Origin of the sequence: Neisseria sp. 74A18 (genome assembly GCF_001308005.1) — a bacterium.
Taxonomy (GTDB): Bacteria; Pseudomonadota; Gammaproteobacteria; order Burkholderiales; family Neisseriaceae; genus Neisseria; species Neisseria dumasiana.
Genome location: NZ_LGZA01000002.1, coordinates 58,069 through 73,671 on the forward strand (window position 1 = coordinate 58,069; position 15,603 = coordinate 73,671).

Sequence of the window (15,603 nt, forward strand, 5' to 3'; positions counted from 1 at the left end):
AACAAGATATACGGCAGATATACGGCATAAGTGCCATAAAATATCCCAATCTCTCCCACCTTGCCAAATCCGCAGGCAAACACTAAAGTAGAAAATATTTCCTATTTTCAAAGGCACATCCATGCTGTTCGTACTTTCACCCGCCAAGAATCTCAACGAAAAAGACCCTTCACCCACCCAACGGCACACACAGCCCGCTCTGCTCGGAGAAGCAGAAAAACTAATGGCCGAACTGCGCCTGCTCGCTCCCCAGCAGCTAGCCGAACTGATGCACGTTTCCGACAAAATCGCCCTACTCAACGCCGAACGCAACAGCGCGTGGCACACCCCGTTCACACCCGAAAACGCCAAACAAGCGGTTTATATGTTTAACGGCGACGTATACGAAGGCTTGAATGCCGCATCGCTAAACCAAACCGCCGTCGATTACCTGCAAAACCACGTGCGCCTGCTTTCCGGTTTATACGGCGTATTGCGCCCGCTCGACCTGATGCAGCCCTACCGTTTGGAAATGGGCACTCCGTTCGCCAATTCGCGCAGCAAAAACCTTTATGAATTCTGGGGCGGAAAAATCACCGGTAATCTTAATCAAATCCTTGACGAAAAAGGCAGCGACACTTTGATCAACCTCGCATCGCAGGAATACTTCAAAGCCGTCGACACAAAAAATTTAAACGCCAATATCATTACCCCCGTGTTTAAAGACGAAAAAAACGGCCAATACAAAATCATCAGCTTCTACGCCAAACGCGCCCGCGGCCTGATGGTGCGCTACGCAGCCGAGCATGCCCTTACCGAGCCGGAACAGCTTAAAAACTTTGATTACGAAGGCTATAAGTTCAATGCCGCCGCATCAAACGAGAAAGAATGGGTTTTCCTGCGCAAAGAACAAATTAAATAAAAACAAAAAACTAATCTGCAATATAAGCAAAACACTTGGCAATGCGGCAGATTTCCGATAATATCCCCGTTTTCAAGAAACGGAAGCGTGGCAGAGCGGTTTAATGCAACGGTCTTGAAAACCGTCGAGGGTTGATAGCCCTCCGTGAGTTCGAATCTCACCGCTTCCGCCAATCTTGAAACACAATAAAACCGGAGGTGTGGCAGAGCGGTTTAATGCAACGGTCTTGAAAACCGTCGAGGGTTGATAGCCCTCCGTGAGTTCGAATCTCACCGCCTCCGCCAGATGTTAAAACCCGCTGATTTATCAGCGGGTTATTTGTTTTTAAAGCTGACACTTTTACTCACGTTTATTCTGCTGATCTGCAATGGCACATTTTCAGACGGCCTCATTCTTTTTTCGCAGAAACCCTTCCGACAGTATTACCTTAACACTAGCGTAATCATTAAAAATCAAGCATAATCGGCAGGCATTATGCGTTAGAAACTGTTTACGAAAAGCAAATCAAGTAAACCTCCTTTCAACCGCAAAGAAAAAAGTATCCACAGAACAGGAGACACCATGAGTCATATCAAAGTACCCGCAGAAGGCCAAAAAATCATTCCCGGCCAAGCCATTCCCAACAATCCGATTATTCCCTTTATCGAAGGCGACGGCATCGGTGTAGACATTACCCCGGTTATGAAAGCCGTGATTGATGCTGCCGTTGAAAAAGCTTATGGTGGTGAGAAAAAAATCCATTGGATGGAAGTTTACGCCGGTGAAAAAGCCACCCGCGTATACGGCGACAACGTTTGGCTGCCCGAAGAAACCTTGGAAGCCCTGAAAGAATACTCCGTATCTATCAAAGGCCCGATGACCACTCCCGTAGGCGGCGGCATCCGTTCGTTAAACGTAGCTTTGCGCCAAGAATTAGACTTATACCAATGCGTACGCCCTGTGCGCTACTTCAACGGCGTACCCTCTCCGCTGAAAGACCCTAGCAAAACCGACATGGTGATTTTCCGTGAAAACACTGAAGACATCTACGCCGGCATCGAATGGGAAGCTGAAAGCGACAATGCTAAAAAAATCATCAATTTCCTGCAAAACGAAATGGGGGTGAAAAAAATCCGCTTCCCTGAAACATCAGGCATCGGCATCAAGCCCGTTTCCAAAGAAGGTACTACCCGTTTGGTTCGCGCGGCCATTCAATATGCGATCGACAACGACCGCGACAGCGTAACGCTGGTTCACAAAGGCAATATCATGAAGTTTACCGAAGGCGGTTTCCGTGATTGGGGTTACGAACTGGCTCAAAAAGAATTCGGTGCAGAATTGATTGACGGCGGCCCGTGGTGCAAATTCAAAAACCCGAAAACCGGCAAAGAAATCATCGTAAAAGATGCGATTGCCGATGCGTTCCTCCAGCAAATCGTATTGCGCCCTGCCGAATATGACGTTATCGCTACTCTGAACCTGAACGGCGACTACATTTCCGACGCACTGGCGGCCCAAGTTGGCGGTATCGGTATCGCGCCGGGTGCCAATATTTCAGACAAATATGCCGTATTTGAAGCCACCCACGGTACTGCGCCCAAATACGCCGGCCAAGACAAAGTGAACCCCGGTTCTCTGATTCTCTCGGCCGAAATGATGTTGCGTCACCTTGGTTGGAAAGAAGCGGCTGATTTGGTTATCGAATCTATGGAAAAAGCCATCGGCGACAAACAAGTAACCTACGACTTTGCCCGCTTGATGGAAGGTGCCAATGAAGTATCATGTTCCGCATTCGGCAAAGCCATGATTGAGCGTATGTAACACTTTGTTTGAATCATTCAAACCCACTACTGAAAGGTAGTGGGTTTTATTTGATGATACTTCAATCAGTTAAAAAACATATGGTATTAAACTGTTGACAGTATTTTTTGAAACCTTTATATTTTCGACTTCTCTGAGTGGAGTAGTGGCTGAGAGGCTGAAGGCACACCCCTGCTAAGGGTGCATCTGGGCTAAAACCTGGATCGAGGGTTCGAATCCCTCCTACTCCGCCAAATTTTATTATAACCTGATGATTAAAATAGATAATTTTAGGTTATATTTATTTTATGTACCATATTGTGTGCCCAATAAAAAGCCGGTGAACATTACCGGCTTTTCTCATCTGTAGTTATTTACCTATCAATATGTCAGGCACTTCGGTATGGTTGTCTTGGTAAATCAAATACCATTCTTACCTTAGTCTGGTTATTAGATCTTTGCCAGAGAAAGCTGTATTCATGGCACACCAACACTCTAGCAACCGTAACCAACCTTATGAAAAAATAAGCATCGTTATGACCAACTATTTGCTTTTGCGAATTAGCAAAATGTTCATGAGTAAAACATAATTGATGCTACAAAGGTCTCAGCCTCATCACCCGTATCGATTTCCAACTCTTCTGCCGCTTTGACGACTTTTGCATTCCCGACCACAGCACCCTTTGCCGTTTCCGCAACCGGCTGGCACAAGACAACACCCTGGCCGAACTACTGGATCTGATTAACCGCCAACTGACTGACAAGGGCTTAAAAGTAGAAAAAGCATCCGCCGCCATCGTTGACGCCACCATTATTCAGACGGCCGGCGGCAAACAGCGTCAGGCCATAGAAGTGGATGACGAAGGCGTTGTCTGTGGCGAAACCACCCCCAGCAAAGACCCGGATGCCAGATGGATCAAAAAAGACGGCCGCTTCCATCCGGGCTACAAACAACACACCCGCACCGATGCGGACGGCTATATCGAGAAACTGCACATCACCCCGGCCAATGCTCATGAGTGCAAACACCTGCTGCCATTACCGGCAGACATCGCAGAAGGCAGCACCGTCTATGCGGATAAAGGCTACGACAGCCGGGAGAACCGACAACATTTGGCAGCGTGCGGCTTGAAAGACGGCATCATGCAAAAAGCACACCGTGGCTGCCCGTTAAGCCAAGAGCAGAAAATCCGCAACGGCCGGCTGGCGAAAGTGCGCTATGTGGTGGAACAAAGCTTTGGTACGTTGCACCGCAAATTCCGCTATGGCCGGTCAGCCTATTTCGGGTTGGGCAAAGTGAGGGCGCAAAGCCACCTGAAGGCGATGTGTGTGAACCTGTTGAAGGCGGCCAACAGGATAGGTGTGCCTGTTGCTGCCTGAACAGGCAGGCAGTGCCTCATAATGAGGCACTTTAAGGGGATTTCAGGGGTAGCTTGTCTACTTTCTTACGCAAAAACAGCCGGAACATGATGAAGCATGTTCCGGCTGTTTGTTGGCGTAGGGTTTTGCAAAGGTCTCAGTCTTTATGAAATGAGCGCGTTTTCTGAAAACAGGCTTAGAGTAAGAGTTTGTTGTTGTTTTTTATATGGATTTTTTTATTATGAAATTTCGGGGTGGTGGAGGTAAGTAAGGCAGTAGAAATAAATCTAATATGCTAATGATTTTTAAAGCGAAATATAAAACTTCACAAAAAATTAAATAAATTTGACAAGACTTCGATTCTCATTTAATTTTTTCGCCGGAGACTTGCGGGGAGCTTTATCACGCTTGAACCGCTGTGAATAAGCGCTTGCGAGTCTTTTTACACATACCTCTGTTGGAGAAATCGATATGCAATTAAAAAAATATACCTACTTAAGTTTGGCAGTTGCAGCGGCATTGTCATTGAGCGCATGTAATAAAGATAAAGCAGAAGCGGGTGCTCCGTCTAAGCCTGAATGTATCGCACCGGCCAAACCGGGCGGCGGCTTTGATTTGACCTGTAAACTGGCGCAAAGCGGTTTGAAAGATACCGGTCAATTGGATAAACCGATGCGCGTAACTTATATGCCGGGAGGTGTGGGTGCGGTGGCGTATAACAAAATCGTTGCCAACGATTCTGCAAATAACGATGCGATTGTGGCATTTTCTACCGGTTCGCTGCTGAATCTGGCTCAAGGCAAGTTCGGGCAATATTCAGAAAAAGACGTGCGCTGGCTGGCGGCGGTCGGCACCGATTACGGTATGGTTGCCGTGAATGCCGATTCGCCTTTGAAAAATTTGCAGGATTTGGTAGATGCTTTGAAAAAAGATCCTAAATCCATCAGTTTTGGCGCGGGCGGCAGCGTGGGCGGACAGGATTGGCTGCAAACTGCGATGGTAGCCAAAGCTGCCGGCATCAAGCCGAAAGACATGACTTATGTGGCGCTTGAGGGCGGCGGCGAAGCGGTTACGGCTGTTTTGGGCAATCATATCAGCGTGGTAAGTGCGGGCATTGCAGAGATGGGGCCGCACATCGAATCCGGCAAAGTACGCGTTTTGGCGGTATTTGCGCCGAACAGATTGGAAGGCCGTCTGAAAGACATTCCTACGGCAAAAGAGCAGGGCTATGATGTGGAATGGCCGGTAATCCGCGGCTATTATATGGGGCCGAAGGTGAGCGAGGAAGCTTTCCAATGGTGGAAAACCCATTTCGATGCCATGCTGAAAGATCCGAAGTTCGCAGAATTGCGTGCCCAACGTGATTTGCTGCCGTTCCAATTGACGGGCGACGAGCTGGCGCAATATGTGGAAAAGAACACTGAAGAAATGCGTGCTTTGTCTAGAGAATTCGAGTTGATCAAATAATTTGGAGCAATACCAATATCGGTTTGAACGGTTTTCAAGTGCTTGATAAAACTTGAAATGATAAAAACGGCAACTGCGGTTGCCGGTTTTTATTATGGTTGTGCCGGATTGTGATTGATTAAAGAATACTGTTGACGGATTTTCGACGGAGTTTGGCGTATGAAAATAGAACGTTTGTTTGCCGGAGCATTGTTGTTGGCAGTGCTTGGCCTGCTTTATCTGGCATGGGGTTATACGGCACCGATTGCTTATGATCCTTTAGGGCCGCGCCCTTACCCTGTGCTGATTCTTTCGCTGCTGGGTTTGTGTTGTGTATTTTTGATTGTGCGGCCGCGCGGCGAATATATTGATTTGGGTTACACGCCCGCTATTTTGAAAAAAGTCGGTTTATGTATCGCCTTTTTGGGCACTTATGCGGTTTTGTTTGAAATCTTGGGCTTTCCGATTGCTACGGCTTTGATGGCTTTCGGCGTGGGCAAGCTGTTTGGCGGCAAAACCCTGCATTGCGTTATATCCGGTGCGGTATTGGGCGGGCTTTTGTATTTATTGTTCAATTCGTTGCTTGATGTGCCGCTGCCGTTGGGCTTTTTCGGTTGATCATGGCGGAGGTATATAAATGGAAACTTTAGAATATTTGATGTCGGGTTTTCAGGTGGCCTTGATGCCGAAAAACCTGTTGCTGGCGTTTATAGGTGCTTTTATCGGCACCATTGTCGGCATGTTGCCCGGCTTGGGGCCGATTAACGGTGTGGCCTTGCTGCTGCCTTTTGCTTTCGCTTTGGGATTGCCGGCGGATTCGGCTTTGATTTTGCTAGCGGCCGTTTATCTGGGTTGTGAGTACGGCGGGCGGATTTCGGCCATTTTGCTCAATGTGCCGGGTGATGCGGCGGCCATTATGTCAACGCTTGACGGTTATCCGTTGGCCAAACAGGGCAAGGCGGGCATTGCTTTGTCTTTATCGGCAGCCAGCTCGTTTACTGGCAGTCTGATTGCCACCATCGGCGTGGTTTTGTTTGCGCCTTTGCTGGCACATTGGGCGATTGCATTCGGCCCCGCAGAATATTTCGTGCTGATGGTGTTTGCCATTACCTGCTTGAGCGGATTGGTTAGCGACCAACCGATAAAAACCGGAGTGGCCGCGCTGATCGGTTTGGGTTTGGCGATGGTGGGGGTAGATGCCGTAACCGGTGTGTACCGTTTTACTTTTGATTCGGTTAATTTGTCGGACGGCATTCAGTTCACCACCATCGTTATCGGCTTTTTCAGCGTCAGCGAAATTCTGATCATGCTGGAGCATACGGAAAAAGGCCAAAAAGCGTTGGAGCAGGGAAAGCGCACGTTGTTTAACTTGAAAGAACTGCTGTTCAGTTTGGGTGCGATTGTGCGAAGTGGTGTAGCCGGCTTCTTTATCGGTATTCTGCCGGGAGCGGGTGCTACGATTGCCAGTGCGATGTCTTATACCAACGAGAAAAAAATTGCCGGCAAAGAAGGCAATTTTGGTAATGGCGATTTGCGCGGTATTGCAGCCCCCGAAGCCGCCAACAATGCCTCTGCCTGCGGTTCGTTCATTCCTATGCTGACTTTGGGCGTGCCCGGCTCCGGCACCACCGCCGTGATGATGGGTGCGCTCACGCTTTACAACATCACGCCCGGCCCGCAGCTGTTTAGCGAACAGCCCGATATTGTGTGGGGATTGATAGCCTCTTTGTTTATCGGCAACGTGATTTTGTTGATACTCAATATTCCGCTGGTGGGTTTCTTTGCCAAATTGTTGAATGTACCGAATTACATTCTGATTCCTGCCATTGCGGCGGTAAGCTTCGTAGGCGTTTATGCTATTCACAGCACAACTTTCGACCTGATTTTGATGGTGTGTTTGGGTATTTTCGGTTATATCCTGCGTAAACTGAATTTCCCGCTTTCAGCATTGATTTTGGGTTATGTGTTGGGTGAATTGATGGAGTCGAGCCTACGCCGGGCACTGTCTATTTCGCAAGGCGATGTCGGTATTTTGTTTAACGGAGTGATTGTGCAGGCTTTGTGGACTTTGTCTGTGTTTATGGTGCTGCTGCCGATATACCGTTGGTTGCGCCGCCGTAAAGCTGCTTAACGCACGGCTGATAGCGATATGATGGCAAACTGCATATGGTTTCATTAAGAATATGTACCATATGCAGTTTTTTGTTATACATTGTCTGTAAGTTACTGAATTGCTTTGATGCAATAGGGAATGCCCAAATGAACACGTTAACCAAGTATTTAATCGGTTTTGCCGCTGCGCTTGCCGGCGCATTAGCCGCCAATGCCATCGGACTGCCGATTCCGTGGCTGCTGGGTTCGTTGTTGGCAACCGCTGTGTTGAGCTTGAACGGCTTACCTGTAAAAGCACCGGGGCTGTGCCGTAAAGTAGGTTTAACGATTATTGGGATTTCTTTGGGCCTTTATTTCACGCCCGATATGGTCAGTTTGTTGCTCAAATATTGGCCTTGGCTGCTTTTCGGTATGGTGTTTTCCGTTAGTCTGGGTGTGCTTGGCAGTTTGCTGCTTTATCGTTTTGCCCGCGTGGATTTTGTAACTGCTTGGTTCGCTTCGGCCATGGGCGGAGCCAGTGAAATGGCGAATATGGCCGATCAGAAAGGCGCACAAATCGACAAAGTCGTATCCGCGCATTCGCTGCGCGTGCTAATGATTGTGACCATCGTGCCGTTTTTTTATCAATACATGGGCTATCAAAACATTGATAACAGCGTATTGCAGCAAAACACGCAAATACATTGGGGCGGCTTGATATTGCTCTTTGGTTTGGCTTATATGTTTGCACGATTTTTCGAGTGGCGAAGATGGTCGAATCCGTGGACGTTCGGCCCTCTTTTGGCAGCAATATTGTTGACCGTTTCCGACATCCACTTATCCGCCATACCGCCTGTGATTTCTAAAATCGGGCAATTATTGATCGGCTGGGCGTTGGGGAACAAATTTTCACCGGGCTTTTTCAAAAGCGCCCCGCGTTTATTAAGCGTAGTGGCCGTTAGCGTAAGCATATCGCTGGCCCTCACGGCATCAGCAACTTATGTTTTGGCCAAAGTTAGTGGCATTCCCCTACCGACATTGGGCTTGGGCTTGTCGCCCGGTGGGGTTGCGGAAATGACGATTACTGCAAAAGTATTGCAACTCGGTGTTCCGGTGGTTACGGCATTTCATGTTTTCCGTATGGTTGCGGTGGTTGGCACCGCGGGAGCTTTGTGCCGGTTTATGGAGAAACGGGTGAAACGACGGATAGGCGGCCGATAGCGGAGGCCGTCTGAAAAAAACGTTTCGACAGAAGCATCAGGTCGGGAACTTTATAAAACGCCCCTAAATTTCCTATCCGGATATTTAGGGGATTTCTATGGGCATTTCTTAGCTTGATCAGTAAAAGGATGAGTATTGCGTTTGGCAGAGAAATGGGATTCGTTTGAATTTACGCTATATAGTCGAACCACTTAAGTTTAATAAAAAAACGTCATACTCGGGCTTCACCCGAGTAATTTGAGTTTCAGCAAATTCAAGAGATGATCGGGTCAAGTCCGAGTATGACGTATGCACTATGTTTAAGTTGATTGACTATATATCTCAGAAACAAGTCTGCCGCTCGCGTTCCGTCGGCTAAAAAACGGTATTTATTTATGGCCGAATTTTTCCAGCAGAAAATCCACCATGCTGCGGATGGTCGGTATCGAGCCGCGGTTTTTGTAATATACAAGGTAAAGCGGCATTTTTTCTACTTCCCACTCGGGCAGCAGTCGGATCCAGTCTTGCCGCAGCATGTTGTCGAAACAGGGCAGTAGCGCGATGCCTGCACCGTCGGAAACCATTTGGCCGAGCAGGTTGGCATCGTTGCTGCTCAGTTTATTGCTGCTTTGTATGTTGACGCTGTGTTGTTTGGAGTAAAACCGCCATTCGGGGCCGTCGTATTTGTTCAGCAGCGCATGGCTGTGCAATTCGTGTGGGCTTTGGGGGCGGCCGGCGCGTTGGAGGTAGCTTTCTGTGGCAAACAGCCCCAACTCGATATCGGTGAGTTTGCGGGCGACGATATTGTCGCCTTCAGGTAGGCCGAGCCGGAAAGCGATGTCGAAGCCGTCTTGAATCATATTGATTTTTTTATTATTGATTTCCACTTCCAGCATCACGTCGGGATAACGGCGCATGTATTCGGCCAGATGCAGCATCAGAAAACCGCGTCCGATTTCGGTAGATACCGACATCCGCAGCAGTCCGCCGGGAATGTCGAGTTTACCTTGCACGCTGTTTACGGCGGTTTGTGCGGCCTGCATCATTTCTTGCGCGCGCAGATAAAACTGTTCGCCCACTTCATTAAGCAACACGCCGCGCTTGCTTCTGTCCATCAAAGCGGTACCCAAATCTGCCTCCAAGCGGCTGATGCGGCGGCTCAGGCGTGATTTGGGGGTGTTGAGCAGCTCTGCCGCTTTGCTGAAACTGCCTGCCTGTACAACTGCTACAAACAGGCGGATGTCGTTTAAATCTATATTACCCATCGTTCTATTTTTGCAACTTAAAGTTTTAATTTCGTATCTTGTTGCAAAATTATGTCTGTTTATAATGGCTGCTGTCAACAAGACGTTTTGAAAACTGTTTGAAAGCATTAGGAATAATGTTCGGTTGCCGGTTTTAATGGTGGCATCGGATATTGGCGGTTGGATTCCGAATGTGTTTAAGTTTTCCATCGAGTAGTTCGATTGTTCGGACGGTTGAGATGCCGTATTGGTAAGGCCGTCTGAAAATATTCATCTAAATAAACAAATTGAAAAGGAAACCTGAAATGGCGAATAAAAAACCTTATATCCGCTTAGACAAAAACGATGCGGCCATGCTGCTGATTGATCATCAAGCCGGGCTGATGTCTTTGGTGCGCGATATCGACCCCGATAAGTTCCAAAACAATGTATTGGCTACTGCCGATTTGGCAAAATACTTCGGTTTGCCCACTATTTTGACCACCAGTTTTGAAGACGGCCCGAACGGTCCGCTTGCGCCCGAGTTGGTAGAGAAGTTTCCGGATGCCCCGTATATTGCCCGCCCCGGCCAAATCAATGCTTGGGACAACGAAGATTTTGTTAATGCGGTAAAAGCAACCGGCAAGAAACAACTGATTATCGCCGGCGTAGTAACTGAAGTGTGTGTGGCGTTTCCAGCTTTGTCTGCCATTGAAGAAGGCTACGATGTATTTGTCGTAACCGATGCGTCGGGAACGTTCAATCAAATAACCCGTGATGCCGCGTGGGACCGCATGAGTGCTGCCGGTGTGCAGTTGATGAACTGGTTTAACGTTGCGGCAGAGCTTCACCGCGATTGGCGTAACGATATTGAAGGGTTGGGTACTTTGTTCGGTAACTACATTCCGGACTACCGCAATCTGATTACCAGCTACACCAAGCAAACTGCCAAATAAGAAGCGATGATATAACCGATAGGCCGTCTGAAAAATCAATTTCAGACGGCCTCGCTTTTGATTTCAATAACATTGCTCCCAAAATGAGAAATTGTATTAATACCGTAGTAAAAATCGGGTTCATTTGCTATATAATTCCGTATCCCGCCCGCTTGCGGGCATATTCCGATCAAGAAAGGATAAATTTATGAAACTCTATTATGCTCCCGGCACTTGTGCTTTGGCCTGTTGGATTGCCCTCGAATGGGCAGGTGCCGATTATGAGCCCGTCCGCGCTGATTATGCTTCCGAAGAATATAAGCGCATTAACCCTTTGGGTGCGGTGCCTGCTCTCGATATCGGCGGTAAACGTGCCTTGACCCAAGCTCCGGCTATTTTGAAATACATTGTCGGCCTGTATCCGGAAGCCGGTATCGGCGCCAACGAAGGTCTGGTCAACGAATTTGAGATGAACGAAACCCTTTCGTTTTTGGCCAGCGACCTGCATCCTTCTTTCTGGCCGCTGTTCTTCCCGCAACGCTACATCACGGATGAAAGCGAAGAAGCTCTTGAAAAAGTGAAAGAAGCGGCTTTTGCCCGTATCGACCGCGCCATGCAGCATTTGGACAAACTGATTGCCGCAGGCAACGGCCATGTTTACCAAGGCAAACGCAGCGTTGCCGATGCTTACGCTTTCGTTATGTCGCGCTGGACGGAATACACGCCTAAGTCGTGGAAGGAATATCCGAATGTAGCCGCATTGATGGCGCGTATGGAGCAAGATCCTGCCGTGCAGAAAGTGATGGCGGAGCAAGGCGCTTAAGCCGGCTTGGATTGACCATACACAGAGGCCGAGACCTTTGCAAAACCCCCATCTGCGGCGCATTTCTGCGTTGTGCGCTGCTCGCTCGTTTGCCTATCTGTATGATATGTCTGCACTCGCTGTGCTGCTACGCCTTGAACTGCATCCACATCTGAGGGTTTTGCAAAGGTCTCAGGCCGTCTGAAATATTTTTCAGACGGCCTCTGTGTATTTACTGGTAGTGTTAAGAGAGTATTCTAAAAATCCGGCTTATTGGTTTTCCTGATACCAGCGGATGAAGGCGTCGGGTTTGACAAAACCCAACAGGGCTTCGCTGCGGCTGCCGTCGGCACGGATCACGAAAATACCCGGCGGGCCGAACAGGCCGTATTCTTTCAACAGAGCCTGATGTTCGGTGGTGTTGGCGGTTACGTCGATTTGGAAGAAGCGGTTCATATCGACGGTTTGTTGCACTTCGGGTTGGTTAAGTGTGTAGGCCGCCATTTCTTTACATGAAATACACCAATCGGCATAAAAATCGAGCAGCACGGGTTTGCCGGGGTTTTGCTGTAAGGCTGCCTGCATGGCGGTTTTCAGTTCGCCCACATCGGTGTAAATAAGCCCGTGCGCACCGGCGGCGGTGTCGGTGGAAGGGGGAGCCAATGTCAGGAAGCGGTGTAGGGCGGTGCTTTGTTGGTTGGCGCTCTGATAAGCAAACCAAGAGCCGCCGGCCAATAACAGCGAGCCTAAAACGAGCGAGAAGGTTTTCAGACGGCCCGACTGTTTGCGCATTCCGGCTAAAAGCAGGCCGGCGGGAATAATCATCAGCAAGGTATAAAGTGCAATTACCAGCAGATAGGGAATAAACGGCGTGGCCAAATAAACGGCTACGGCAAGCAGAATAAAGCCGAAAGCATATTTGATGCCGTTCATCCAGCCGCCGGCGCGGGGCAGGATATGGCCGCCGAACGTGCCGATGGCAATCAGTGGAACGCCCGTACCCAAGGCCAGAGCGTAAAGTGCGATACCGCCCAAAGCCGCGTCGCCGGTTTGGCCGATATAGCCGAGCGCGAAAGCCAGCGGAGGAGCGACGCAGGGGCCGACAATCAGCGCGGAAAGCATACCCATCACAAATACCGATGCGATTCTGCCGCCGCTTAATTTATTGCTTTGGTTTTGGAAATAACCCTGCACGGAGGCGGGCAGTTGGAGGTTGAATACGCCGAACATCGATAAGGCCAGCACCACCATCACGGCAGCGGCGGCCAGCACCACCCAAGGCTGTTGCAGCCATACGGTAAGCAGCGCGCCGGTCAGCCCTGCAATCACGCCCACCAAAGTGTAGGTGAGTGCCAAACCCTGCACATAAACCATAGACAGTGCGAATGCGCGGCCTTTAGAGGCGTTTTTATCGCCCACGACAATGCTCGATACAATCGGCAGCAGCGGATACATGCAGGCGGTAAAGCTCAAACCCAGTCCGGCGACAAAAAACGCCAATAAATTGGCGCCCAGAGTATCCCAAGAAAGTTTGAAACGGTTGGTTTCGGTGCTGCTTTTTGCCGGAGCGCTAACCGGGCCGTCTGAAGCAGGCATCGGTTGCAGAAAGGGGTTTTTCCCTTCCTGCGGCATGGCGTCGGCTTGGTAGAGGCCGCTGCCTTTGATGTCGAACGAGGTTTCGGTAGGGGGATAGCACACGCCTACTTCGGCGCAACCTTGGTATTTGACGGTAAGCCGGTAGTTGTTCTGCGGTTTGGTGTAAGGCCAGTTAACTTGGGCGGCATGGTGGTAAACCGTTTGTTTGCCGAAGAATTCGTCTTCCTTCTCTTCGCCGCGGCTGAACTGCGGGTTGGCTAGCAAACCTTCGGGATCGGTTTCGGCCATGATTTTCGATTGGTAGAGATAGTAGCCTTCGGCTACGGCAAACTGCACGTTGATGCCCGCATCGGTTACGTTAACCTGCGGAATAAACGCCTGCTCGGGCGGGAGCAGCTTGGAAGCGTCCACTTGGGCGAACACGCTGCTTGAGAGGCACAGCCATGCAGCGAAGAAGTAAAGTAGTTTTTTCATATCGTGTCTTACAGGTTGCTGATCGGATGATTGCGGCCGCAGCCGCCATATACCAGCAGACGGATAAAAGTGCCGATTCTTACAGCCAATGTTCAGACGGCCTCAAGCCTGTTGCCGCAGGCCGTCTGAAAAAGCACATGATCCGTTGTTATTTCATCTCAACCTGTTTTAAAAATTGCTTGGCGCGTTCGTGTTTGGGGTTTTTGAAAAAATCTTCGGGCGTTCCTTCTTCGATAATCTGCCCGTGATCGACAAAAATCACGCGGTCGGCCACTTCGCGGGCAAAGCCCATTTCGTGGGTAACGCACATCATGGTCATGCCGCTGTTGGCCAAGTCTTTCATCACGCGCAACACTTCGCCCACCATTTCGGGGTCGAGGGCGGAAGTGGGTTCGTCAAACAGCATCACGCGCGGCTCCATCGCCAAGCCGCGGGCAATGGCTACGCGCTGCTGTTGGCCGCCCGAAAGTTGGCCGGGCATGGCATCTTTTTTGTGCGCCAAGCCCACGCGCTCAAGCAGTTCGACGGCTTTTTTCTCTGCTTGGGCACGGCTCTGCTTTTTCACTTTCATCGGCGAAAGAATGATGTTTTCCAACACGGTAAGGTGCGGATACAGGTTGAAGTTTTGAAACACAAAGCCCACTTCTTCGCGCACTTTGTTCAAGTCGGTTTTCGGGTCGGCCACGTTCATGCCGTCCACCCAGATTTCGCCGCTTTCAATCGTTTCGAGTTGGTTGACGGTGCGGATAAGAGTCGATTTGCCGCTGCCCGAAGGGCCGCAAACCACCACCACTTCACCTTTTTTGATTTCCAGATTCACGCCGTTGATAACGTGCAAGTCTTTGAAATGTTTGTGTACGTTGATAAATTTAATCATTATGTTGTTAATCCAGTGTGTTCAGACGGCCTTGGCTGAAAGATGGTTGCTCAATGCCACATAAAGCTCGGGCGCGATGTGTTCGGCGCGGTCTTGCGGGTTGATGCCGACGGCCTGAAAATCTTCATCGGTGGCAATGTCTTTCAGATTGTTGCGTATGGTTTTGCGGCGCTGGTGGAACGCGGCTTTAACCAGCTTGGAGAAATGCTCGAAATTTTCGGCTTTGCCGATGCGGTGTTTCACCGGAATCATGCGCACCACGGCGGAATCGACTTTCGGCGCGGGGTCGAACGATTCGGGCGGCACGTCGATCAGCATTTCCATATCGAAAAAATATTGCAGCATCACGCCCAAGCGGCCGTAGTCATTGGTTTTCGGCTCGGCCACCATGCGCTCGACCACTTCTTTTTGCAGCATAAAGTGCATGTCGATCACGTCGTCGGCCACTTCGCTCAGGCGGAACAGCAGCGGCGTGGAAATATTGTAGGGCAGGTTGCCGACGATTTTTTTCTTGCCCGGCACGCTGTTGAAATCAAACTGCAATACGTCGCCTTCGTGAATCACGAGCTTGTCGGCAAAAGGCAGGGTTTTCAGACGGCCTACAATATCGCGGTCGATTTCAATCACATGCAGGCGGTTGAGTTTCTGCGCCAAAGGCTCGGTAATCGCCGCCAAGCCGGGGCCGATTTCGATCACCGTATCATCGGGCTGAGGGCGCACGGCATTAACGATGTCGCGGATGATGCGCGTGTCTTGTAAAAAATTTTGCCCGAACCGTTTTCGGGCTTTGTGTTCTTTCATGCTGCTTCTTCAAGATTCGTTTCGAGCGCGTATTGTAGCGCAAAATGCCCTGTCGTGCGGCGGGCGGCAGGCATAAAACCGTGCGGGTGTCTATTCTCTGAACGGAGTCTAAACATTTG

The 15,603-nt window shown here is 49.6% G+C and carries 13 protein-coding genes, 3 tRNA genes and 1 pseudogene; 13 read left to right on the top strand and 4 right to left on the bottom strand.

Annotation, left to right across the window (positions count from 1 at the left end):
* Window positions 1–121: 121 nt before the first annotated feature.
* The 10 genes and pseudogenes from yaaA to AKG43_RS01200 all read left to right on the top strand — a co-directional run bounded on the left by yaaA (window position 122) and on the right by AKG43_RS01200 (window position 8,797).
* Window positions 122–901 carry a peroxide stress protein YaaA gene (gene yaaA, locus AKG43_RS01155; RefSeq protein WP_054598745.1) on the top strand — a complete coding sequence of 260 codons (780 nt, stop codon included), beginning with the start codon at window positions 122–124 and terminating at the stop codon, window positions 899–901.
* 81 nt (window positions 902–982) lie between these two features.
* Window positions 983–1,073, top strand: a tRNA-Ser gene (locus AKG43_RS01160).
* Between the two features lie 21 nt (window positions 1,074–1,094).
* Window positions 1,095–1,185, top strand: a tRNA-Ser gene (locus AKG43_RS01165).
* A gap of 277 nt (window positions 1,186–1,462) precedes the next feature.
* Entirely contained in the window at window positions 1,463–2,701 is a 1,239-nt protein-coding gene (icd, locus tag AKG43_RS01170) for an NADP-dependent isocitrate dehydrogenase (RefSeq protein WP_054598746.1), read from the top strand.
* A 139-nt stretch (window positions 2,702–2,840) separates the two neighbouring features.
* Window positions 2,841–2,934: transfer RNA gene (locus AKG43_RS01175), tRNA-Ser, on the top strand.
* Between the two features lie 355 nt (window positions 2,935–3,289).
* A pseudogene (locus AKG43_RS01180) lies at window positions 3,290–4,060 on the top strand (IS5 family transposase); the annotation flags it as partial.
* Between the two features lie 450 nt (window positions 4,061–4,510).
* Window positions 4,511–5,506 (top strand): tripartite tricarboxylate transporter substrate binding protein, encoded by a 996-nt coding sequence (locus AKG43_RS01185; protein WP_054598748.1) that lies wholly within the window; start codon window positions 4,511–4,513, stop codon window positions 5,504–5,506.
* Between the two features lie 159 nt (window positions 5,507–5,665).
* Window positions 5,666–6,103 carry a tripartite tricarboxylate transporter TctB family protein gene (locus AKG43_RS01190; RefSeq protein ID WP_054598749.1) on the top strand — a complete coding sequence of 146 codons (438 nt, stop codon included), beginning with the start codon at window positions 5,666–5,668 and terminating at the stop codon, window positions 6,101–6,103.
* A gap of 19 nt (window positions 6,104–6,122) precedes the next feature.
* The gene (locus AKG43_RS01195) at window positions 6,123–7,616 is read left to right on the top strand and encodes a tripartite tricarboxylate transporter permease (RefSeq protein ID WP_054598750.1); all 1,494 of its coding nucleotides are present in this window, start codon (window positions 6,123–6,125) and stop codon (window positions 7,614–7,616) included.
* A gap of 128 nt (window positions 7,617–7,744) precedes the next feature.
* On the top strand, window positions 7,745–8,797 hold the full coding sequence (locus tag AKG43_RS01200; protein ID WP_054598751.1) for an AbrB family transcriptional regulator: 1,053 nt from the start codon (window positions 7,745–7,747) through the stop codon (window positions 8,795–8,797).
* 368 nt (window positions 8,798–9,165) lie between these two features.
* Here AKG43_RS01200 and AKG43_RS01205 read toward each other — a convergent pair whose 3' ends face one another.
* Window positions 9,166–10,041, bottom strand: coding sequence for a LysR family transcriptional regulator (locus tag AKG43_RS01205; RefSeq protein ID WP_054598752.1), 876 nt, complete (start codon window positions 10,039–10,041; stop codon window positions 9,166–9,168).
* A gap of 284 nt (window positions 10,042–10,325) precedes the next feature.
* Between AKG43_RS01205 and ycaC the strand changes: the two genes are divergently transcribed.
* The 3 genes from ycaC (at window position 10,326) to AKG43_RS13070 (ending at window position 11,941) form a co-directional block, all read left to right on the top strand.
* Window positions 10,326–10,955 (top strand): isochorismate family cysteine hydrolase YcaC, encoded by a 630-nt coding sequence (gene ycaC, locus AKG43_RS01210; RefSeq protein WP_054598753.1) that lies wholly within the window; start codon window positions 10,326–10,328, stop codon window positions 10,953–10,955.
* Between the two features lie 187 nt (window positions 10,956–11,142).
* Window positions 11,143–11,757: a glutathione S-transferase family protein gene (locus tag AKG43_RS01215; RefSeq protein ID WP_054598754.1), complete on the top strand. Its 615-nt coding sequence runs from the start codon at window positions 11,143–11,145 to the stop codon at window positions 11,755–11,757.
* A 10-nt stretch (window positions 11,758–11,767) separates the two neighbouring features.
* Entirely contained in the window at window positions 11,768–11,941 is a 174-nt protein-coding gene (locus AKG43_RS13070; RefSeq protein ID WP_231718083.1) for a lipoprotein signal peptidase, read from the top strand.
* A gap of 65 nt (window positions 11,942–12,006) precedes the next feature.
* Here AKG43_RS13070 and dsbD read toward each other — a convergent pair whose 3' ends face one another.
* From dsbD to rsmA, 3 genes are all read right to left on the bottom strand, one after another.
* Window positions 12,007–13,806 (bottom strand): protein-disulfide reductase DsbD, encoded by a 1,800-nt coding sequence (gene dsbD / locus AKG43_RS01220; RefSeq protein ID WP_054598755.1) that lies wholly within the window; start codon window positions 13,804–13,806, stop codon window positions 12,007–12,009.
* A gap of 148 nt (window positions 13,807–13,954) precedes the next feature.
* Window positions 13,955–14,683, bottom strand: coding sequence for an amino acid ABC transporter ATP-binding protein (locus tag AKG43_RS01225; protein WP_054598756.1), 729 nt, complete (start codon window positions 14,681–14,683; stop codon window positions 13,955–13,957).
* Between the two features lie 21 nt (window positions 14,684–14,704).
* Window positions 14,705–15,484, bottom strand: a complete 780-nt coding sequence (gene rsmA / locus AKG43_RS01230) for a 16S rRNA (adenine(1518)-N(6)/adenine(1519)-N(6))-dimethyltransferase RsmA (protein ID WP_054598757.1) — start codon at window positions 15,482–15,484, stop codon at window positions 14,705–14,707.
* Window positions 15,485–15,603 lie beyond the last annotated feature (119 nt).